This is a genomic window from Priestia sp. FW507-14D1A, assembly GCF_058781295.1.
In genome coordinates this window covers 308,058-328,376 of sequence record NZ_JBYSWQ010000004.1, presented here as the reverse complement: position 1 = coordinate 328,376, position 20,319 = coordinate 308,058, and the positions used below count along the sequence as shown (strand labels likewise).

The window sequence follows — 20,319 nt, the reverse complement described above, 5'->3', positions numbered from 1 at the left end:
TTATTAACTCGTTGTGACTTCAGCTTCTACAAATACACCTTTGCGATCAATTTGTAAAACATCTATTTCGCAGTTCGGCAGTAAAGCATACATATGTTCAGCAATCGTTTTTCCTTTTCCTTTTGGTGCTAAACATAATACACTCGGACCGGCTCCGCTTAGTGACACACCGTATGCGCCGAGAGCTTTTGCTTCTTTTCGCACAAGAGAAAGCTCTGGCACGAGTCTCATACGATAAGGTTCGTGATATAAATCTTTCTCCATAAATTCGCCTACTAGAGGTAAATCTTTATTTAACAGGGCCGCTACTAGCATGTTCCCGATTGCCCCAGCTTCTACTGCGTGGCGATAATTAATATCCGAAGGCAGCACATCACGAGCATCGGTTGTTTTTAATTCATATTCTGGAATAGCCATCACGATATCGACATCAAATTCAGGTATTTGAGCAATATATGTTTCATTTTCATGATGGTAACCAACAACGATGCCGCCGTAAATAGACGGGCTGACGTTATCAGGATGTCCTTCCATTAAGCTGCTGATGCGAAGCTTTTCTCTTTTTGATAAACGCAAGTCACACAGTACATTAGCCAGCTCGATTCCAGCTACGATAGCCGATGCGCTGCTTCCAAGTCCCCTTGCTAATGGAATGTTGCTCCAAACAGAGACCTTCGCACTTGGAAGAGCAATGTTAAATTGACGAGCCACGTCTTGTGCCACTTCATACATTAAGTTATCTGTACCTGTAGGAATACTTTGTACTTCTTTCGTTTCAGGGATAAAAATCCATTCGTCCTGACGCTCTACTGTTAATCTTAAGTAGCGAGATAAAGCCACTCCAATGGAATCAAATCCTGGCCCTAAATTAGCAGAGCTAGCTGGGACCGTAATGACAAAACGCTCATTTTCTAGCATGAAGCAACGACACCTTGGATATACTCAAATACCTTTTCTTCATCATTTGGTAAAACCACTGGCTTTACATTATGAGCATCGATTGCTACGTTTGGATCTTTTAATCCGTTACCTGTTAGTACAGCTACAACCGTTGAACCTTTGGCAATTTTACCAGAAGCTACATCTTTAAACACACCAGCTATTGAAGCGCAAGAACCTGGCTCTGCAAATACACCTTCTTTGCGTGCAATTGTACGATATGCTTCTAAGATTTGTTCATCTGTTACTTCATCAATTTTTCCGTTTGATTCTTTTGCTGCGTTTACAGCATAATCCCAGCTTGCTGGATTTCCGATTCGAATAGCCGTTGCAATTGTTTCTGGATTTTCGATAACTTGATTACGCACGATCGCCGCTGCACCTTCTGCTTCAAACCCGTGCATGTGAGGAAGAGACGTTTGGTGACGCTCACTGTATTCTTTGAAGCCTTTCCAGTAAGCTGTAATATTTCCTGCATTCCCCACTGGGATAGCTAAAACGTCAGGCGCTTTTCCAAGCTGTTCACAAATCTCGAAAGAAGCTGTTTTTTGCCCTTCAATACGGTATGGGTTTACAGAGTTCACAAGTGCAACCGGTGATGTTTCACTTAGCTTACGAACCATAGAAAGTGCTTGGTCAAAGTTTCCTTCAATTGCTACAATTTCTGCACCATACATAACTGCTTGAGCTAATTTCCCCATCGCAATTTTTCCATTTGGAATAACAACGATACAGCGCATGCCAGCGCGTGATGCATAAGCTGCTGCAGCTGCGGATGTGTTACCTGTAGATGCACAAATAACCGTATTGCTTCCTTCTTCTTTCGCTTTTGCTACAGCCATTACCATTCCGCGGTCTTTAAATGACCCCGTTGGATTTAACCCTTCTACTTTCACATGTAAATCAATGCCTAGCTCTTTTGATAAATGAGCAAGATGAATTAAAGGCGTATTTCCTTCATGTAGTGTAAGCATAGGTGTGTTCTCTGTTACAGGTAAAAACTCTTTATATTCAGCTAATAGACCTTTCCACATCATACTGTGCCAACTCCCTCTACGCGGTAACTGCTTTTTACATTTTCTACAATTGGTAAATCCCGAAGCTGCTGAAGGATTTCCTCATAATCTTTTTGAGATGTTTTGTGTGTAACAACAACAATCTCAGCTAATTCGCTTCCTTTCACAGGAAGTTGAATAATTTTTTCGAAGCTCACGCCACGCTCTGAAAATAGCGTTGTTAATTTTGCAAATGCTCCAACTTGATCTTTAACATGAATACGTAAGAAATGCTTCGAGAACATTTCATCTTCTGCTTTTAACTGTTTTGGATACTGAGGCGTTACCGCACTTTTACCATTCACACCTAAACGCATGTTTTTCATAACACCTACTAAATCTGATACGACAGCAGTGGCAGTTGGCAGGCTTCCTGCCCCCGGTCCATAAAACATCGTTTCTCCAACAGCTTCTCCGTATACATATACAGCATTGTACTCATCGCTTACTGAAGCAAGAGGATGTGTGTCTGCTAAAAGAGTTGGCTGAACACTAACTTCTACATTGTCGCCGTCACGATGTGCATATCCAATCAGTTTCATCGTATAGCCTAATTGTTTACTATATTGCAAGTCTTCTTCCGTTACTTCTGTAATACCTTGAACACGAACATCGTCCAAGTCAATTTTCATTGAAAATCCTAGTGTAGCCAAGATTGCCATTTTGCGAGCAGCATCTAAACCACCTACGTCAGAAGTTGGATCCGCTTCAGCATATCCTAAATCCTGCGCTTCTTTTAACACTTCATCATAAGCGCTTCCTTCTTTTGTCATTTTCGTTAAAATGAAGTTTGTTGTACCATTTACAATTCCCATCATTTTGGTAATACGATCAGACGCTAATCCATCTGCTAATCCACGAAGAATTGGTATACCGCCTGCTACACTTGCTTCATAAAATAAATCACAGTTATTTTCAGAAGCTACTGTTAACAATTCTGAGCCGTAAACAGCCATTAAATCTTTGTTTGCCGTTACAACATGCTTTTTATTACGAAGGGCTGTTAAGATATAATCTCTTGTTTCTTCAACGCCACCCATTACTTCAATGACAACGTCAATCTCCGCGTTATGTAAAACGTCTTCAACATTCGTTGTTAATTTATCTTCACTGATTTCTACGTCACGTTTCTTATCAATATCTTTGACTACTACTTTTTTAACTTCTACAGGACATCCGACTTGATGACTTAATTTATCCTGATGATTTTCAATAATTTTGACTACTCCGCTTCCTACCGTTCCTAACCCTAATAATCCTACTGAAATACTTTTTGTCATATTCCTCACCTCTGTGTTCTTTCTACGTATACATTTGTTCTCTTATAGAGGACATTATAGACCTTATTTTTCTTTTTTACAAGGTTTACTTGCCATCTTTTCTCGTAAACTCGTTAAAAAAATTGGTATATAAAGATAAATGTAAATTTTTAAAATATTTCATTTTATTATCATAACATGGCTCCCACTGTTTTTTAATAAAAAAAAGACAATTTCACCGAAATGAAATTGCCTTTTTCTGTTATGATTTTTTCGCAAACGCTTCTTTATTTACAATTGTAATAGGAGACTCGTTTGTAAGTACTGCTTTAATGTTTTTAACACATAAAGAAATCATTTCCGTGCGCGTTTCGATACTCGCACTGCCGATATGAGGAAGCCCGATAACATTAGGCAACTGAAGAAGAGGATGAGAAGCAGAAATAGGCTCTTGATCGAATACATCCAAGCCAGCTCCAGCAATTTCACCAGATTGAATCGCATGTAATAATGCTTGCTCATCAACCACCGCTCCTCTTGAAGCATTAATAAAAATCGCAGTTTTTTTCATCTGTTCAAATGCTGAAAGATTAAATAAATGTTTGGTTTCGTCCGTTAACGGTGTCAAACAAACAACAAAATCAGATCGTTCAAGCAGCTCATTTAACTCACAGTAAACTGCATCGAGCTTTTTTTCTGCTTGAAGGTTGCGGCTTCGATTGTGGTACAAGATTTCCATATCAAAACCTGTAGCACGTTTCGCAAGCGTCTCTCCAATTTTCCCCATTCCAACAATACCTAATGTTTTATGATGAACATCTCTGCCTGCTAACAAAAATGGACTCCAGCTTTTCCACTGATTTTCTTTCACATATTCAGCAGCTTCTACTAAACGTCTAGCTACACTCATTAATAAACCAAACGTTAAATCTGCTGTTGTATCAGATAAAACATCGGGCGTATTAGAAACGATAACTCCTCGTTCAGTTGCCGCTTCTACGTCAATATTATCGAATCCGACCGCCAAGTTAGCTACAAGCTTTAAATGAGGAGCTTGCGTAAGCAATTCACTGTCAATACGATCTGAAAGCATTGTTAATAGAGCATGTGCGCGCTTAGCTTTTTCACAAAGCAGCTCGTGAGGGACTGCCTCATCTTCTTTATCCCACATTTCCACATTCGCTACTGACTTTAAAGGTTCGATTAATTCATTCGGTATTTTTCTCGTAATAAATACAAACGGCTTGTCCATATGTACGCCACCTCTTTATCCTTTTTAAACTGCATGCACAAAAACAAAATAGAAAAACGGGTTTGGATTATCCAACACCTATTTTTCTATTTTATCATATTCTATAGTAATCGCTTTTTAATGAATCCATGTTAATTCAGGAATGTGATAACGAGACGTTGAAATACCCACCGACTGGTAAAAGCGCTTCAGAAAAGCTTCGTAGTGAGAAGAATGAGCCAATACTCCTTCAAGCTTCTCATAATACTTTTGTTTTTGCCGCTCATCTTGTACACTGTAGTATCCTTCAATGACCTCAAAATAATGAACGGGAAAAAGAAGTCTAGCATATAACAGTCTCCATGAAAAAGAAGAAAGTGGATTTACCTTTTCGTATTCACTTAAAAACTGATGCATGTGCCTTTCATCGACAGCGTATGTTAATAAATATTGTTCCCTTATATATTCAGCTATATCTCTGCTAGGATGGTCGAAGACCCAGTCTGCTGGGAGCTTGTAAACGTAGTCTTCCCCCCATGTTTTTTGCCCGAATCGATGGTGACAAATCGTCGCAGCGTCAACTGAACGAGGCAAATCGTCAATTTCCGTGTCTACTAGGTATTGAATAGCATTTTCCGTTAATCCTAGGTAATAAGGAAAAGTTTCTAAAAAACGTTTTTCCATCTCTTGATTAGGTAAAGCACGTAATCTTCCATACCAAAATTGCTCCATCTGGTCGAGACGCTTCTCCCACATGGACTTCCATTGCCCTAGCCGGTTTGCTTTTTCCACTTCATAAGGAAACAGCCTCCCTTTTTGATGAAAAACAGCTAGCTCATGCCCAGGTGAAAAATTGGGGTTTTTCTCTTCCGCAAGACAGCGGCAAATGATAAATTTTTCAGTTTCAGTTTCTGTAATCATTTCACCATTCAAATTAGGCATAAATGTTGCCACATGGCGATCACCTTGGCCCATCAGAAATTGACTCATTTGATATAGTTCATTTAACTCGTCTTGCTCCATTTGCTTTACATTAATGATTGTATATAAAATATCTCGATACTGAAAACCTTCAAATTTACCAACGGGCATAAATTCATTTGGACGTAATCCGTAATGCTCATAAATGGTTTGTATCATTTTAATCCCTCTCTTCATTCATTCAAGAAATTATATGATGGAAAACAACATTACTTGTCATAATATTTACGGAGGAATGAATAGATTAGAAATACACCATTTATAGTTATTTACTCCGGGTTAGTAGTATGAAACAACTTTAGACTTAAAAATATATAGAAAACAGGTGATGATACTTGGAGAAAAAACATACACAAAGTGAGTTAGAAAAAAAAGCAAGAGAATGGTTAATAGAACGCGGCGTGGCTCTTACAGACATTGCTGAACTGGTCTATTACTTGCAAAAAAAGTATCACCCAAACTTAACAATCGAAGACTGTTTATATAACGTTGAACGCGTCATTTCTAAACGAGAAGTTCAAAATGCTATTTTAACGGGTATTCAACTAGATGTCCTCACGGAAAAAAAAGTGATTGAGCCGCCTCTGTTAGATATTCTTGAGAAAGACGAAGGTTTATACGGTATCGACGAGATTTTAGCATTATCGATTGTAAATGTGTACGGATCAATCGGCTTTACCAATTACGGATATATTGATAAACAAAAACCGGGTATTCTAGAACGATTAAACGATAAATCGACTGGAGAGTGCCACACTTTCTTAGACGATTTAGTAGGCGCAATTGCCGCGGCTGCTTCTAGCCGGTTAGCGCACCGGGCTGCCAGTCAAGAATAGGTTAAAAAACAAAAAAAGCTGTCAATTGACAGCTTTTTAAATTCGCTCCATCCACTCTTTTAGTGAATCTACCGTATAAGTTGGCTTTTTCTCATATCCTTCTAGTAACTCTCTTGTTGTTACTCCTGTATGGACTAATAATGTATCTAAGCCTGCATTCATCCCTGCTAAAATATCTGTATCATAGTAATCACCAATCATGATTGTTTCTTCTTTTGGCGTACCGATGACTTCAAGGGCTTGCTCCATAATAATACTTTCTGGTTTGCCAATAAATACTGGATTTGTTTGAGTAGAAACCGTAATAACGGACGTGATAGATCCATTACCAGGCAGTAAGCCTCTTTCAGTAGGAATCGCAATATCTCCGTTCGTTGAAACAAAAAAGGCGCCGTTCCGAACGTTTAAACATGCTTTTGCTAATTTTTCATATGTAATTTCCTGATCCAAACCAACAACTACGAAATCCGTATCTTCCTCTTCAATGGTAAATCCTTTTTCAAGCAGCGCATGTCGGATTCCTTCTCCACCAATTACATAAGCTGAAGCGTTTGCTTTGCGTTCATGCAAATAATTAGCTGTTGCCTGGCTCGTTGTAAAAACTTGCTCTTCTGTTGCAGGAATGCCAAATGCCTCTAGCTTTTCAGCTACTTTATCGGGCGTTTTTGTTGAGTTGTTTGTTACAAATAAATAAGGAATTCCTTTTTCCTTTAATTTAATAACAAAATCACGCGCCTCGGCAATTAGCTCTGTTCCTTTGTACATTGTTCCGTCTAAATCAATCAAATATCCTTTATATTCCTTCATGTTGTGTGATCTCCTTTCAAGTCTCATACTTGAAATCATAGCTTATTTTTTATACAACTACAACTTGCTTGCCTTTAGTTACGAAAAGCAGACACAGGTCCTAACTCTGTCTCTAGATATGTCCTTACGCGCTCTGAAAATGCTGCCAGTACGTCTTTATGCTGCATCACTTTTTGATAAATATCCTGATGATTAACATCCACATATTCTTGAACAAGGCTTTTACGCAATTGAACAATCTCTTTTAATGGCGTTTCTTCCTCTTTTTTAACCACTTTCTCATCAACTAAAATGTCAATGATATCGTCGTAACTGCCTGGATCTCTCATAATAAACCCATCAATCATTGCATTTCCTACATCTAAAACGTTTTCAATTAAAAGATGTACAATTCTCTCTAATGCCTTTTTCTCTATTTCTGTGTTCCAGCTCGAATGCTCAGCAAACAAACGAACATGTTCATCAAAAAAAACAAGCGTGGCTTCTATTTTTTCACGATCTACAAAGTACATATTATTTCCTCCCTAGTTGTCAGCTCTCTATAAATCTTTTTTTATAAACAAACGGGGTTCCTGTTCTATTTTATCATGACCCATTATCCATTTGATAAATTCATTTTTGTTTTTGACCTTATTTGATATGATAAAAATACAACCTATGAAAGGAGTATACCTATGAGCGAACGCTTTTATCTATATGACGATGTTGTATCTACAAAGACCCGGTTTGTCAGCTTTATGGGCGAAAATCAACGATTTGATTTAGCTATTATCCAAACCGACCGTTATTATGGCAAACAAGTTGTTCTTGATATTCAAGGAGGACGCTTTGCCATCATTGGACAAGATGACCTTGAAGAACCAAACTATCTTGAAGAAGTATTTAAATTAAACAGTGAAGACGGTCAGGAACTTCGCGAATTTTTATATGAAATCATCTAAAAAAAAAGGCAGCGTGAAGGACAATTAGTGTCTTCGGCTTGCCTTTTTTTACTTATGGACTTTTTTTAAAACAAAATACGCACAGCCAAAATTACAATATTCATGTAAATAGTCTTGAAGCGTACTAATCTTCGTATCATACGTTGCCTTTTGATTTCGGTCATCAAAAAAGCCTCGCAGTCGAAGCTGATTGTATCCCCAATCTCCCACAATATAGTCATAGCGGCTCAGCACGTCAATAAAGCGACCTCTAAACGCCTCTTCATTAAATGCCTCACGCTCATCTCTTAATACTTCATAACAAATATTATTGATACAGACCATTGCTCACACCTCTTCTCTTAAAATTTACCATACCATAATTATGATGATGAAACCATCAATTAACATGAAATTTTTCACGTATAAGCAGCACTCTAATCCTGTAGGAGTTTTATCGGTATACCTACTGATTTTTTATGCTCCACATGAAGGTTCGCCGGTTTACCTGGCGCACGATATTTAACTACAGGAGGTGGAAATGGTGAAGAAATCTATTCTTGGAATCGCTTTGATAACAAGTATTTTAACCATTGGCTGTCAAAATAAAAACACAGCTGAAAATGAAAATTTATCACCAAACAACCCAGATGCCATTAATGTAAACGAGCCTAATCATTATTATAATCCAAATAATAATAGCGGCACAAATTATGGATATGTCCGATACACTAAAAACACAAATGAGCAAAATTCCAATATGAACCAAGTAGGAACATTTAATCGAGAGGAAGCAGCCGACAATATTAGTAAACTGAGCACCGCTATCCCAAATATTAAACAAGCCGCTACGCTAGTGACGGATAAAGATGTGCTTGTTGCTTATAAAACAGATGCTAAAAATAGGAATAACGCAGCCGATCAGGTAAAACGTACAGCTATGTCTGTAGTCCCTCGTTATTATCATGTATACGTCTCAGATAATCCGAAACAGATGGACCAAATCGAAAATATCAGTGAAATGAATACACAAACGAATGATGCTAGAAAACGAATCGATGCCGTTATTCAACAAATGCTAAAATCTCCCCAAGGGCGTAAAATGAACGGCGGAGAAGATGCAAATGGAAGAGAGAAAAACGAATTGAATGAACCGATGACGGACAAAGATATGGTGGAATAAACAAAAAAGTTGAGGTGTAACTAAAAGAATGTAATCGAAAGACGAAGAAATGAGACACATGAGCTGAACCGCTTGTGACACCGCAGTTGATTTCCGTGCAAGGCTTCGCTTTCCGCGGGCGGGCGCTGAGCCTCCTCGTCGCTTGCGCTCCTGTGGGGTCTCACCTGTTCCGCTGTTCCCGCAGGAGTCTTCGCCTTGCCCTCCAATCAACTGCTAGAAGGAACAAAACAGATAAATTTTACGTTAACCGTAACAAAAAAAAACGAATCACTAATCAAAAAGTTTGATTAGTGGTTCGTTTTTCACTTCAGCTAAACTACTTTTGTTCCAGCCTCTTTTTACCTTATTTGCTTTCTTGTGCTTTGTTTTTTGCAGCAGCGTTAACTTGCTCATCTGCATGGTAAGAAGAACGTACAAGAGGACCTGCTTCAACATGGCTGAATCCTTTTGATAATGCAATTTCTTTTAGCTCTTCAAATTCATTTGGATGGTAATATTTTTGAACTTTTATGTGCTTTTTAGTTGGCTGTAGATATTGGCCTAGCGTCATAATATCTACATTATTTGCACGCAAATCATCCATCGTTTCAATAATTTCTTCTTTTGTTTCTCCTAGACCAAGCATGATACTTGATTTCGTAGGAATATCCGGCTGCATTTCTTTTGCACGGCGAAGGAACTCAAGAGAACGATCATATTTAGCACGAGCACGAACACGAGGAGTAAGGCTGCGTACTGTTTCAATATTATGATTTAAAATATCAGGACGTGCGTCCATTACAATACGTAAGTTCTCTTCCACACCGCCCATATCAGAAGGCAATACTTCAATTGTTGTCAATGGATTTTTACGACGAATCGCACGAATTGTTTCAGCTAATACGCTTGCTCCTCCGTCTTTTAAATCATCGCGAGCTACTACTGTAATAACCGCATGTTTTAAGTTCATTAGCTGAACAGAATCCGCTACGCGTTCTGGCTCTTCTAAATCTAATTCTGTTGGTAAACCTGTCTTAACCGCGCAAAAACGACAGGCACGTGTACATACTTCTCCCAAAATCATAAAAGTTGCCGTACGACGAACAGCCCAACACTCATGAATATTCGGACATCTTGCTTCTTCACAAACTGTATGAAGGTTTTTCTCACGCATCATTTTCTTTAAGCCTGTGTAATTTTCGTTTGTGTTTAGCTTAATCTTCAGCCACTCGGGTTTGCGGACATGCTCTTCTTTTGTTGCCATATTATCAACTCCACCAATCTAGAAAATGTCTATAACCTATATGCTTAATTTTAACTACATATTAAAAACATAACTATATGTCACTTTATCATAAAAAAGTGAGATTCGACAAGTTGTCTGCTCTTTATTTTCCTCAGTTTTCTTCTATTTCCCATTCAAATGTGTGCGTTTTCATCCTCCGTATAATTTCCATTTATCTTCTGAATAAAATTCTTTAAAAAAGTTTTGAAGCGATTTCCATTAATTAATATTTATGAAATCTTTTTTCTCGCTGCAAACTAGTGTTACACACTATTTTTAGAAAGGGGGAAACACGATGCGCAAAACGATTATCTTACTTTTTATGTTCATGTCTATATTCACAGGATGGCACCACGTAACAGCTGAATCAGCAGCAGATCAAGAAAAAATACTTATTCAAAAGAGATTAGAGCTGTATAAACAAATGGAAGCCGCTACTACGATTCCTTGGTATTACTTTGCTGGGATTGACCAGTATGAACGAAATATTCGACGCTCTCATAAAGATATTCCAAGAGAAAAAGGCGCGATCGCCATTTATTATCCTCCAGAAAAATGGTCAGGTTCTTTAAATCCGAATTTGGAAGATACAAACCCACTTACGATTTCTCTACTGGGGGGAATGGGCAAAGATGGGAACGGAGACAAAAAAGCAGACCAATTTAATGATGAAGATATGCTTTTTACAATGGCAGATTATATTCGGACGTTCGGGGTGTCCGAAGACTATATTAAAATTGCGCTTTGGAACTATTATCACCGGGCTAAAGCAGTTGATATTATTTTAGGGAATGCCAAAATTTTTCGCCATTACGGTCGCATTGATTTAAAAGGTTCTTCATTTCCAGTGCCTCTCCGTGCGAACTACAGTTATCGCAGTACATGGGGAGATGCGCGCGGCTGGGGTGGCAAACGAATTCATGAAGGAACAGACATTTTTGCAGATTACGGAGTTCCAGTAAAATCCCCTTGCTATGGCATTATTGAGCTTAAAGGATGGAATAAATATGGAGGCTGGCGAATTGGTATTCGTGACCTTCACAATAACTATCACTATTTAGCTCATTTAAGCGGATTTGCAAAAAATTTAAAAGTAGGACAAATTGTAGAACCAGGAACACTCATTGGCGGAGTAGGAAGTTCTGGTTATGGACCTCCTGGAACTTCTGGGAAATTCCCTCCTCACTTGCACTATGGAATGTATAAAGATAACGGCAAAAATGAGTGGTCGTTTGATCCATATCCTCAGTTAAGAACGTGGGAACGAAATGATCGTTTAGAACTAAAGAAAAAATAAAAAAACAGGAAGCTGATGCTTCCTGTTTTTTTATCCTGATGCTTTACTTTCTTTTGCTTTTTTCACAGCATGAGCAATACTTGCGGCCAAGCCGCCCCATATGATGACCATCCCTACAACCATCATTGTCATCGAACTTCCATCCATTATTTAGAAACCCCCTTCTCTTTAACTGACAAACGCAGTGTCCCATCTTTCCATCGTGCAAAAGAAAAAGCAATTCCCAAAATAACAGCCAGAGCTGCCACACCCCAACCAAAAGGACCTACAAAAGTCGTTGCATACTGTTCGTAGTTTTCCGAAATATTTTTCCGGAAGTTATCAAACATCATGTATCCAAGCACAAGTGGCGTAACTACTCCTAAACATATTTTCCACCATGAACCGATTCGGATATCAGAAACTTCGTTTGCATGCTGCTGAAGGCTGCTCAACTTCTTAAATACCCAAGCAACTAATACAACTTCTACTAAGCCTGCTAGAGCAACTCCGAAGTTATTAATGAAATAGTCGACCACATCTAAGAAATAAAGTCCTCCTTGTGTTGCAAATAATAGCGAGCAAATTGAAGCGATTCCTCCACCTATTAATACAGATTTTGTACGTGAGATAGTAAATTTATCTTGAATGCCTGCTACAAAGGTTTCAATAATTGAAATAAGTGACGTTAATCCTGCTAATGTTAAGGAAGCAAAGAATAACATTCCAAACAGCTGTTTAAACGCTGGAAATTCATTAATAATTTGCGGGAAGACCACAAAGGCTAGTCCTACCCCTCCCTGAACTACTTTATCAATTGGAATACCTTGCTGAGTAGCCATAAAACCTAGTGCACTAAACACACCGATTCCTGCTAGTAATTCAAAAGCTGAATTACCAAATCCAGTAATGAACGCATTATTAGTTAAATCAGATTTCTTTGGAAGGTAACTGGAATAAGTGATCATAATAGCAAAACCAACAGATAAACTAAAGAAGATTTGACCATATGCTGCGATCCAAACCTTTCCATCTCCAATTGCGCTCCAGTTTGGTTTAAAGAAAGCATGCAGACCTTCCATTGCTCCGTCTAACGTGACTGCTCGAATGACAATGATTAAAAATAGAATAATTAGTGTTGGTAGAAAGATTTTGTTTGCGGCTTCAATTCCTTTTTTGATTCCTTTTAATAAGACACCTAATGTCACAATCCATACAAGTACAAGCGGAATTAAAACGTGTAATACGAGGCTTCCTGTTTGTCCTGGTGCTTCAGCTAACTTTAAGTAATCTCCATATAAAAACGCTTCCGTATCGTTTCCCCAGCTTAACTTAAATGAAAAGATAAAATACGACATCGCCCACGCGATAATGACGGAATAGTAAACCGAAATAAAAAAGGAAATAGCTACTTGCCACCAGCCTAGCCATTCAGCCTTAGGACTTAGTCTTGCTAATGATAAAGGAGAGGAACCTTTATATTTATGTCCAATAGCAAATTCCATGATTAAGATAGGAATTCCTGCCGTCAACAAAGCAAATAAATAGGGGAGAAAAAATGCCCCTCCTCCATTTTCATATGCAGTGGCTGGGAATATCCATATATTTCCTAGTCCAATTGCTGAACCTGCTGCTGCTAAAATAAACCCTGCTCTTGATCCCCACTGCGGCCTATTTTCCACTGTAATTCCCCCTTTTATTCTCTCCCTACTCTCTTTTTATCGTAGATCAACAAGAATTTTTATAATTTTTAGATTATTCATTCTATAACTTCCTATCTCAAATTATAGAAGGGAGAAGATAGTATGTCAAAATATTTTTTATAGAAAATTCAGATAAGTATTCCAATGAATAAAAGCAGATATGAAAGTATTTTTGAACTTCCGCACCTGCTTTTTAAATAACACTTTATCACGTTAATATAATATTGTTAATTTTTCTTCGGAAGTTCAATTGCCGGAGAAGACGAATTTCCACCGTTAAAATAATCAGGAACATTTCCAGGGATAACAGTCCCTCCTACAGGAATTGTAGCCGTAACGGTTGTTTTTCTCGTTGCAAACGGGATGATGATTTGCATGTTTACTTTTACTTTGATGGATACTTCAAGAAACGCATTATTTATTCCATATTCCTCGATTTTTCGCACTACGTCTGTTTGAACGTCACCAATAGCATGAAATTTAACCGGAATCAGCGGACCTAGATTTCCAAGCAGCGCATTATTAGTTGCTTGCCCAAGAGGAACTTGGTATACAATTCCTTGATTCCGAAGCTTTTCATTTTTTTCAATACGAATATCTGTTGGAAGTTCAAGTGCATCTAAATTCCCTTTTTCTGCCTCTTTTAAATTAGCTTGAACAAATGACGTAGTCTGAGCTCTAACCCGATTTACAAGCGCTGTGTCAATTTTAGCTACTTGACCGTTAGGTGTAGATTCAACTTTAATAACATCTACGTCCAGCTGATCAAGTACCTGTTTATTCACCGCTTTATTAATAACTAAAGTTGCAATCTCTTTTGTTTGTGCTTCAGCATATTTCATTAACGTCGGTTCAATCCCTCTATTAATTAGCCATAATCCTACCCCTGTGGAAAGCATAAAAAAAAGAAAGGTGAGCAACAGAACGTAGCGAAAAGGAAGCGGGCCTTTTCTTGTTAATTTCCGACGAAGTTTAACCAAAAAAAATCCCTCCTTACAAGCTATATGTATGCATGTATAAGGAGGTTCACGCTTCTTTTAAAAAGTTTTATCTTAAATTTTTCACTATATTAAAGCATTTTCAATAAAGCATCTTTGCCAATTGTTCCTTTAAAAATCCCTCTTTTTTCAGCTTCAAGCGTTACAGATTCAAGAGGCGCTTCAAGAAGCTGCTCAATTGTACGTACACCTACAGCTCTTCCAGCTATTATTTGACGATCAGCTAATTTATCATTTAATAGACCTACGTCTAGTGCTCCGCACATAATGTACCCTTTATCTGATGAAATGGTTAACAGAGTTGTTTTTGGAAGCAATACGGTAACTGCATTAAACGTATGACCTTCAATTACGATAGGCACTAAGGTGATCATAATAACTCACTCCTTTCTTAATCAATTTATGATGTTGAAAGAAAAAAAGTGAGGTTTTACATATACTTTTCTACCTATTTGACGTTTATATTCCTTCTTCCTTACTTATATAAACTTTTATAGGACTCAGTGCTAAAATTCATTAAAAAAATCTAATTGTTTAGGAGCTAAATTTTCATATTCAATATTTAATAAACTCATGAGCTGTTTGGCATTATGTACAGCATCTCCGGCGGAGTTATTATTAAATAACAGGTAAATGTCCTTCGTTTGTTTTTGCAGCTTTTCAAGACGTTCTTTCCACTCTAGGAGCTCTTTTTCATTGTAACGATACAAAAACCTTACTGCTCGCCAATTGCCTTCTGCGGGCTTGTTCCAACCGTGTACGTTTCGTCCGTGAAAACGGATAAGTGTTTTTTGTTTATCTGTAGCATGAATCACAATTGGAATAGATCCTTCTCCTGCCTGCGGTTCATCACAAATACCATGAATCCACTTCTCTTGTTCCATAAACGTTAACGTTTTATCATAGAAAAATGGCTTAAACCAAGATTGATTTCGAAACTCAAGCGCTACTGGCAAATCGCCAAACTTCTCGCGGCTATATCTCAAATAGGCTACATTTTCTTTTGTACAGTCAAACCAAGGTGGCATTTGAAATAAAATCATACCAAGCTTATTCGATGTTACGTAAGGCTTCACTGATTCTAAAAACGCATGAAACATTTCTTCTTTGCTATCAAACGGATTTCCTTCTCTCATATGGCCTGTCATACCTTGATAGGCTTTTACCACAAAACGAAAAGATTCCGGTGTATCGTTCACCCATTTTTCTACATTTGATGTTGGTTGAATTGCATAAAAAGATGAATCGACTTCAACAATTGGAAAATGGCCTGCATATACGGCAAGCTTGTCTCTTGAAGAAACACCCGCTTCATATAATGAATCATGATCTCCCCAGCCTGTGACTCCAATATAAATCATGCCATTCCTCCTCTATTTTCTTAGCTTCGCTTTTCTTTATTTTAATACAAACGATACAAAAAAACTCGTTTGCATAAACAGCAAACGAGTTTTTCTATTATTAACCGATTGAACCTTCCATTTCAAATTTGATTAGACGGTTCATTTCTACTGCATATTCCATTGGAAGCTCTTTTGTAAATGGCTCAATAAAGCCCATTACAATCATTTCTGTTGCTTCTTCTTCAGAAATACCGCGGCTCATTAGATAGAATAATTGTTCTTCAGATACTTTCGATACCTTCGCTTCATGCTCAAGTGAGATGTTATCGTTTAAAATCTCATTGTACGGAATTGTATCAGAAGTTGATTGATTATCCATAATTAGCGTATCACACTCAATGTTCGCACGTGCACCTTCTGCTTTACGGCCGAAGTGTACGATACCGCGGTATGTTACTTTACCGCCTTGTTTTGAAATTGATTTTGATACGATCGTTGAAGATGTGTTCGGTGCTAAGTGAATCATTTTTGCACCAGCATCTTGGTGCTGTCCTTTACCAGCAAGGGCAATAGATAATGTCATACCACGTGCGCCTTCACCTTTTAAGATAACAGCTGGATATTTCATTGTTAACTTAGAACCAATGTTTCCATCAATCCATTCCATTGTTGCGTTTGCTTCACAAACCGCGCGTTTTGTTACAAGGTTGTATACGTTGTTCGCCCAGTTTTGAATTGTTGTATAGCGGCAATACGCATCTTTTTTGATGATGATTTCTACAACGGCACTGTGAAGAGAGTTTGTTGTATAAACAGGTGCTGTACAGCCCTCTACATAGTGGACGTGTGAGCCTTCATCAGCAATAATTAACGTACGCTCAAACTGTCCCATATTTTCAGAGTTAATACGGAAATAAGCTTGTAATGGTGTATCTACTTTTATGCCTTTTGGTACGTAAATGAATGATCCACCAGACCAAACCGCCGAGTTAAGTGCAGAGAATTTGTTATCCGTTGGCGGGATAACTTTTCCAAAATGCTCACGGAAAATATCTTCGTTTTCTTTTAGCGCCGTATCCGTATCTTTAAATACGATACCTTGTGCTTCAAGATCTTCTTTCATATTGTGATAAACAACTTCAGATTCGTACTGAGCTGATACACCCGCAAGATACTTTTGCTCTGCTTCAGGAATACCAAGTTTATCAAACGTTTGTTTAATTTCTTCAGGAACTTCATCCCAAGAGCGTTCAGACTTCTCAGATGGTTTTACGTAGTACGTAATTTCATCAAAGTCTAAGCTTGCCATGTCTCCGCCCCACTGTGGCATTGGCATGTTGTAGAAGTGCTCTAGAGATTTCAAACGGAAGTCAAGCATCCATTGTGGTTCCTCTTTCATACGAGAAATTTCTTCTACGATTTCTTTTGTTAAACCGCGTTTAGAGCGGAAAATTGATACGTCTTTATCGGAAAATCCATATTTATAATCGCCGATTTCTGGCATTTTTTTAGCCATCTTTTATTACCCCCTACTTGATAGGATTGGGAATGAATGAAGGTCTTATTTTTGTTCGTTAAGACCTTTTTCCATCGCTTTCCACGCTAGTGTTGCACATTTAATACGCGCAGGAAATTTTGCTACACCTTGAAGTGCTTCAATATCTCCTAAATCTATACTATCATCATACTCTTTACCTTGCATCATGTCAGAGAAGATATGGGCCATTTTAAACGCTTTGTCTACTTCTTGACCTTTAATTGCTTGTGTCATCATTGAAGCTGATGACATTGAAATTGAACATCCTTCACCTTCGAACTTTGCATCCACCACTTTGCCGTCCTCTACTTTTAAAGAAAGTTCAATGCGGTCTCCACACGTCGGGTTATTCATATGAATGTTCACAGTATCTTCATTCAACGTTCCACGATTACGCGGATTTTTATAATGGTCCATAATTACTTGACGATAGAGAGTATCTAAATTATTAAAAGCCATTTGTAAAATACTCCTTCGTTTTTATTAATGATGACACCAATTTATCTACTTCTTCTTCCGTGTTATACAAATAGAAGCTTGCACGTGCAGTAGAAGATACGTTTAAATATTTCATCAGCGGCTGCGCACAGTGATGACCTGCACGAATCGCAATTCCATCAGCGTCTACTACTGTTGCAACGTCGTGCGGATGCACATCTTCAATATTAAACGTCACAACACCCGCTCGCTCTTTCGGTCCGTAAATCGTAATTCCATCTACTTGCGATAAGCGATCCAGTGCATACTGCGCTAACTTGTGCTCATGTGCTTGAATGTTATCTAAACCAACTTCTTCTAAGAAATCAATCGCTGCACCTAAACCAATTGCACCTGCAATGATTGGCGTACCTCCTTCAAATTTCCAAGGAAGCTCTTTCCACGTTGATTCGTATAGGTTTACGAAGTCAATCATTTCGCCGCCAAACTCGATTGGTTCCATTTTTTCAAGAAGCTCTTTCTTTCCATAAAGAGCGCCGATTCCAGTCGGTCCGCCCATTTTATGTCCAGAGAAAGCAAAGAAATCACAGTCTAAATCTTGTACATCCACCTTCATATGAGGCGTACTTTGCGCACCATCCACAACCATTACTGCACCGTTAGCATGTGCAATTTCTGCAATCTCTTTTACTGGGTTAATCGTGCCCAATACGTTAGATACTTGCATAATCGATACAATTTTGGTGTTGGATGTAATCGTGCTTTTTACCTCTTCTAGTGAAAGTGCATGATCTTCTGTTAATGAAATATATTTTAACGTTGCACCTGTTTCCTTGGCAACTTGCTGCCAAGGAATGATGTTGCTGTGATGCTCCATATAAGTAATCACAATTTCATCACCAGGTTTGAGATTAGCACGGCCATAGCTTGCAGCTACTGTATTAAGAGCTGTCGTTGTACCGCGCGTAAAGATAATCTCTTCCGTTGATTTTGCATTAATAAACTTACGAACCTTTTCACGAGCGCCTTCGTATCCGTCTGTTGCTCTTGTACCAAGCGTGTGAACACCTCGATGTACGTTTGAGTTATATTCTTTATAATACTTCTCAATTGCTTCAATTACAGCAAGCGGCTTTTGTGAAGTTGCTGCACTGTCTAAATAAACGAGTGGGCTGCCATTTACCTCTTGGTCTAAAATAGGAAATTGTTTACGAATATCAGAGATATTCATTATCGAACTTTCCTTTCAATTAAATCTGTTAATTGCTTTTTAACCGTTTCGATTGGCAACTCGTTTACAACTGGTGCTAAGAATCCGTGGATAACTAGACGTTCTGCTTCTGTTTGCGGAATACCGCGGCTCATTAAGTAGTAAAGCTGAATTGGATCTACGCGTCCAACAGATGCAGCGTGTCCTGCTGTTACATCGTCTTCATCAATTAGAAGAATTGGGTTTGCGTCTCCACGTGCTTTTTCACTTAACATTAACACACGAGATTCTTGCTCAGCGTTTGATTTAGACGCACCGTGTTCAATTTTACCGATACCGTTAAAAATTGAAGACGCGCTTTCTTTCATAACGCCGTGTTTTAAAATGTAGCCTTCAGAATGTTTTCCAAAATGTACGATACTTGTTGTTAAGTTTTGAGACTGCTCTCCACGTCCAACTGTTACCGTTTTTGTATCTCCATATGAACCATCGCCCATTAGATACGTTGTATTTTCTGAAACTGTATTTCCTTCACTCATTAAGCCTAAAGCCCACTCAATGCGACCGTCTTTGCCCGCTACGCCGCGGCGGTTTACATAAGTAGTTGTACCTTTAGCTAAGTAGTCAACAGCCCCAAATGTTACTTTTGCATTGCTGTTAGCAAATACTTCCGTCACGATATTGACAACACCGTTTGACTCTTCAGCAGTAGCAATGTAGTTTTCTACATATGTTACTGAGCTGTTGTCTTCAGCTACAACAATCACATGGTTGAATAAAGCAGCTTCTTCATCTTCACGGACAAATACAGCTTGAAGCGGCTCTTGTACTTCTACATTTTTAGGAACGTACACGAATACACCGCCGTTTAATAACGCTGCGTTTAATGCAGTTAAACGGTGCTCATCTACTTTAACTCCGTCTTTCATGAAGTACTTCTCAACAAGGTCGCTATGCTCTTTAGCAGCTGTTTGAATATCTGTGAAGATAACGCCTTGAGACTTTAGCTCTTCTGTTAATGTTGAATATGCAGCTGTTTGGTCACGCTGAACATATAGATTTTTAACAGCTTCTGTATCAATCAATGCTTTAACCACTTCTGGAAGCTCGTCTACAGATGAGATTGTGCTTGCCTGTGAAGTGTGCTTGTCAAATGCAGTAAAGTTCCATTTCGAAATGTTTGTTTTATCTGGCTTTGGAAGTGCAAGATCTTCTGCTTTCGCAAGAGCTTGTAAGCGAAGATCTAGCAGCCAACTTGGTTCATTAGCTTCTTTTGAAAAGCTGCTGATGTACTCTTGATCAAATGGTAATTTCGTATCAATAGTCATAGAGATCCTCC

The 20,319-nt window shown here is 38.3% G+C and carries 22 protein-coding genes; 4 read left to right on the top strand and 18 right to left on the bottom strand.

The window, feature by feature from the left end:
- Positions 1-3 precede the first annotated feature (3 nt).
- From thrB to yutH, 5 genes are all read right to left on the bottom strand, one after another.
- Entirely contained in the window at positions 4-918 is a 915-nt protein-coding gene (gene thrB / locus AC3WJG_RS17310) for a homoserine kinase (RefSeq protein WP_028409599.1), read from the bottom strand.
- On the bottom strand, positions 912-1,973 hold the full coding sequence (gene thrC / locus AC3WJG_RS17305; RefSeq protein WP_028409600.1) for a threonine synthase: 1,062 nt from the start codon (positions 1,971-1,973) through the stop codon (positions 912-914). Before thrC ends, thrB begins: the two co-directional genes overlap by 7 nt.
- The gene (locus tag AC3WJG_RS17300; RefSeq protein WP_013059628.1) at positions 1,973-3,274 is read right to left on the bottom strand and encodes a homoserine dehydrogenase; all 1,302 of its coding nucleotides are present in this window, start codon (positions 3,272-3,274) and stop codon (positions 1,973-1,975) included. The genes thrC and AC3WJG_RS17300 overlap by 1 nt, the downstream gene beginning before the upstream one ends.
- A gap of 241 nt (positions 3,275-3,515) precedes the next feature.
- On the bottom strand, positions 3,516-4,505 hold the full coding sequence (locus AC3WJG_RS17295) for a 2-hydroxyacid dehydrogenase (protein ID WP_060745809.1): 990 nt from the start codon (positions 4,503-4,505) through the stop codon (positions 3,516-3,518).
- Between the two features lie 117 nt (positions 4,506-4,622).
- The gene (gene yutH / locus AC3WJG_RS17290) at positions 4,623-5,624 is read right to left on the bottom strand and encodes a spore coat putative kinase YutH (protein WP_013059630.1); all 1,002 of its coding nucleotides are present in this window, start codon (positions 5,622-5,624) and stop codon (positions 4,623-4,625) included.
- 176 nt (positions 5,625-5,800) lie between these two features.
- On the opposite strand from yutH, the gene AC3WJG_RS17285 reads away from it, so the two are divergent.
- A complete protein-coding gene (locus AC3WJG_RS17285) occupies positions 5,801-6,301 on the top strand; it encodes a phosphatidylglycerophosphatase A family protein (RefSeq protein ID WP_013059631.1) in 501 nt (166 codons plus the stop codon).
- A 36-nt stretch (positions 6,302-6,337) separates the two neighbouring features.
- Here the strand turns inward: AC3WJG_RS17285 and AC3WJG_RS17280 are convergent, their stop codons facing one another.
- Together AC3WJG_RS17280 and AC3WJG_RS17275 are read right to left on the bottom strand one after the other, a co-directional pair.
- Positions 6,338-7,108, bottom strand: coding sequence for a TIGR01457 family HAD-type hydrolase (locus AC3WJG_RS17280; protein WP_013059632.1), 771 nt, complete (start codon positions 7,106-7,108; stop codon positions 6,338-6,340).
- A gap of 74 nt (positions 7,109-7,182) precedes the next feature.
- On the bottom strand, positions 7,183-7,620 hold the full coding sequence (locus tag AC3WJG_RS17275) for a DUF86 domain-containing protein (protein ID WP_013085332.1): 438 nt from the start codon (positions 7,618-7,620) through the stop codon (positions 7,183-7,185).
- Positions 7,621-7,782: 162 nt separating this feature from the next.
- Here AC3WJG_RS17275 and AC3WJG_RS17270 point away from each other — a divergent pair, with 162 nt between their 5' ends.
- Positions 7,783-8,049 (top strand): DUF3055 domain-containing protein, encoded by a 267-nt coding sequence (locus AC3WJG_RS17270; RefSeq protein WP_013059634.1) that lies wholly within the window; start codon positions 7,783-7,785, stop codon positions 8,047-8,049.
- Between the two features lie 48 nt (positions 8,050-8,097).
- Here AC3WJG_RS17270 and AC3WJG_RS17265 read toward each other — a convergent pair whose 3' ends face one another.
- On the bottom strand, positions 8,098-8,373 hold the full coding sequence (locus tag AC3WJG_RS17265) for a YutD family protein (protein ID WP_028409603.1): 276 nt from the start codon (positions 8,371-8,373) through the stop codon (positions 8,098-8,100).
- Positions 8,374-8,569: 196 nt separating this feature from the next.
- On the opposite strand from AC3WJG_RS17265, the gene AC3WJG_RS17260 reads away from it, so the two are divergent.
- The gene (locus AC3WJG_RS17260; RefSeq protein WP_013059636.1) at positions 8,570-9,211 is read left to right on the top strand and encodes a YhcN/YlaJ family sporulation lipoprotein; all 642 of its coding nucleotides are present in this window, start codon (positions 8,570-8,572) and stop codon (positions 9,209-9,211) included.
- Positions 9,212-9,554: 343 nt separating this feature from the next.
- On the opposite strand, the gene lipA is transcribed toward AC3WJG_RS17260, so the two are convergent.
- A complete protein-coding gene (gene lipA / locus AC3WJG_RS17255; protein ID WP_028409605.1) occupies positions 9,555-10,454 on the bottom strand; it encodes a lipoyl synthase in 900 nt (299 codons plus the stop codon).
- 316 nt (positions 10,455-10,770) lie between these two features.
- On the opposite strand from lipA, the gene AC3WJG_RS17250 reads away from it, so the two are divergent.
- Entirely contained in the window at positions 10,771-11,772 is a 1,002-nt protein-coding gene (locus tag AC3WJG_RS17250; RefSeq protein WP_050688958.1) for a M23 family metallopeptidase, read from the top strand.
- A 30-nt stretch (positions 11,773-11,802) separates the two neighbouring features.
- Here AC3WJG_RS17250 and AC3WJG_RS17245 read toward each other — a convergent pair whose 3' ends face one another.
- The 9 genes from AC3WJG_RS17245 to sufD form a co-directional block, all read right to left on the bottom strand.
- Positions 11,803-11,919 (bottom strand): methionine/alanine import family NSS transporter small subunit, encoded by a 117-nt coding sequence (locus AC3WJG_RS17245; RefSeq protein WP_107918137.1) that lies wholly within the window; start codon positions 11,917-11,919, stop codon positions 11,803-11,805.
- Complete coding sequence (locus AC3WJG_RS17240; RefSeq protein WP_492588427.1) at positions 11,919-13,433, bottom strand: sodium-dependent transporter; 1,515 nt, start codon at positions 13,431-13,433, stop codon at positions 11,919-11,921. Before AC3WJG_RS17240 ends, AC3WJG_RS17245 begins: the two co-directional genes overlap by 1 nt.
- Positions 13,434-13,681: 248 nt before the next feature.
- Positions 13,682-14,434: a sporulation protein YunB gene (gene yunB / locus AC3WJG_RS17235; RefSeq protein WP_013059640.1), complete on the bottom strand. Its 753-nt coding sequence runs from the start codon at positions 14,432-14,434 to the stop codon at positions 13,682-13,684.
- Positions 14,435-14,523: 89 nt separating this feature from the next.
- Positions 14,524-14,826: a YunC family protein gene (locus AC3WJG_RS17230; RefSeq protein WP_028409608.1), complete on the bottom strand. Its 303-nt coding sequence runs from the start codon at positions 14,824-14,826 to the stop codon at positions 14,524-14,526.
- 132 nt (positions 14,827-14,958) lie between these two features.
- A complete protein-coding gene (locus tag AC3WJG_RS17225) occupies positions 14,959-15,813 on the bottom strand; it encodes a DUF72 domain-containing protein (RefSeq protein WP_098779264.1) in 855 nt (284 codons plus the stop codon).
- Between the two features lie 100 nt (positions 15,814-15,913).
- The gene (gene sufB, locus AC3WJG_RS17220; protein ID WP_016765826.1) at positions 15,914-17,311 is read right to left on the bottom strand and encodes a Fe-S cluster assembly protein SufB; all 1,398 of its coding nucleotides are present in this window, start codon (positions 17,309-17,311) and stop codon (positions 15,914-15,916) included.
- A gap of 45 nt (positions 17,312-17,356) precedes the next feature.
- Complete coding sequence (sufU, locus tag AC3WJG_RS17215; protein WP_013085338.1) at positions 17,357-17,791, bottom strand: Fe-S cluster assembly sulfur transfer protein SufU; 435 nt, start codon at positions 17,789-17,791, stop codon at positions 17,357-17,359.
- Positions 17,781-19,001, bottom strand: coding sequence for a cysteine desulfurase (locus AC3WJG_RS17210; RefSeq protein ID WP_013059645.1), 1,221 nt, complete (start codon positions 18,999-19,001; stop codon positions 17,781-17,783). The genes sufU and AC3WJG_RS17210 overlap by 11 nt, the downstream gene beginning before the upstream one ends.
- Positions 19,001-20,308, bottom strand: coding sequence for a Fe-S cluster assembly protein SufD (gene sufD, locus AC3WJG_RS17205; RefSeq protein ID WP_014457887.1), 1,308 nt, complete (start codon positions 20,306-20,308; stop codon positions 19,001-19,003). Before sufD ends, AC3WJG_RS17210 begins: the two co-directional genes overlap by 1 nt.
- Positions 20,309-20,319: the final 11 nt, after the last annotated feature.

Excerpts from the sequence above, each read along its gene's own strand:
- lipA (WP_028409605.1), bottom strand. The coding sequence starts at position 10,454 with ATGGCAACAAAAGAAGAGCATGTCCGCAAACCCGAGTGGCTGAAGATT.
- AC3WJG_RS17295 (WP_060745809.1), bottom strand. The coding sequence starts at position 4,505 with ATGGACAAGCCGTTTGTATTTATTACGAGAAAAATACCGAATGAATTA.
- AC3WJG_RS17260 (WP_013059636.1), top strand. The coding sequence starts at position 8,570 with ATGGTGAAGAAATCTATTCTTGGAATCGCTTTGATAACAAGTATTTTA.
- AC3WJG_RS17225 (WP_098779264.1), bottom strand. The coding sequence starts at position 15,813 with ATGATTTATATTGGAGTCACAGGCTGGGGAGATCATGATTCATTATAT.
- AC3WJG_RS17265 (WP_028409603.1), bottom strand. The coding sequence starts at position 8,373 with ATGGTCTGTATCAATAATATTTGTTATGAAGTATTAAGAGATGAGCGT.
- AC3WJG_RS17280 (WP_013059632.1), bottom strand. The coding sequence starts at position 7,108 with ATGAAGGAATATAAAGGATATTTGATTGATTTAGACGGAACAATGTAC.
- AC3WJG_RS17275 (WP_013085332.1), bottom strand. The coding sequence starts at position 7,620 with ATGTACTTTGTAGATCGTGAAAAAATAGAAGCCACGCTTGTTTTTTTT.
- AC3WJG_RS17250 (WP_050688958.1), top strand. The coding sequence starts at position 10,771 with ATGCGCAAAACGATTATCTTACTTTTTATGTTCATGTCTATATTCACA.
- AC3WJG_RS17245 (WP_107918137.1), bottom strand. The coding sequence starts at position 11,919 with ATGGATGGAAGTTCGATGACAATGATGGTTGTAGGGATGGTCATCATA.
- thrB (WP_028409599.1), bottom strand. The coding sequence starts at position 918 with ATGCTAGAAAATGAGCGTTTTGTCATTACGGTCCCAGCTAGCTCTGCT.
- sufU (WP_013085338.1), bottom strand. The coding sequence starts at position 17,791 with ATGGCTTTTAATAATTTAGATACTCTCTATCGTCAAGTAATTATGGAC.
- yutH (WP_013059630.1), bottom strand. The coding sequence starts at position 5,624 with ATGATACAAACCATTTATGAGCATTACGGATTACGTCCAAATGAATTT.
- AC3WJG_RS17300 (WP_013059628.1), bottom strand. The coding sequence starts at position 3,274 with ATGACAAAAAGTATTTCAGTAGGATTATTAGGGTTAGGAACGGTAGGA.
- AC3WJG_RS17210 (WP_013059645.1), bottom strand. The coding sequence starts at position 19,001 with ATGAATATCTCTGATATTCGTAAACAATTTCCTATTTTAGACCAAGAG.
- AC3WJG_RS17270 (WP_013059634.1), top strand. The coding sequence starts at position 7,783 with ATGAGCGAACGCTTTTATCTATATGACGATGTTGTATCTACAAAGACC.
- AC3WJG_RS17230 (WP_028409608.1), bottom strand. The coding sequence starts at position 14,826 with ATGATCACCTTAGTGCCTATCGTAATTGAAGGTCATACGTTTAATGCA.
- sufB (WP_016765826.1), bottom strand. The coding sequence starts at position 17,311 with ATGGCTAAAAAAATGCCAGAAATCGGCGATTATAAATATGGATTTTCC.
- sufD (WP_014457887.1), bottom strand. The coding sequence starts at position 20,308 with ATGACTATTGATACGAAATTACCATTTGATCAAGAGTACATCAGCAGC.
- thrC (WP_028409600.1), bottom strand. The coding sequence starts at position 1,973 with ATGTGGAAAGGTCTATTAGCTGAATATAAAGAGTTTTTACCTGTAACA.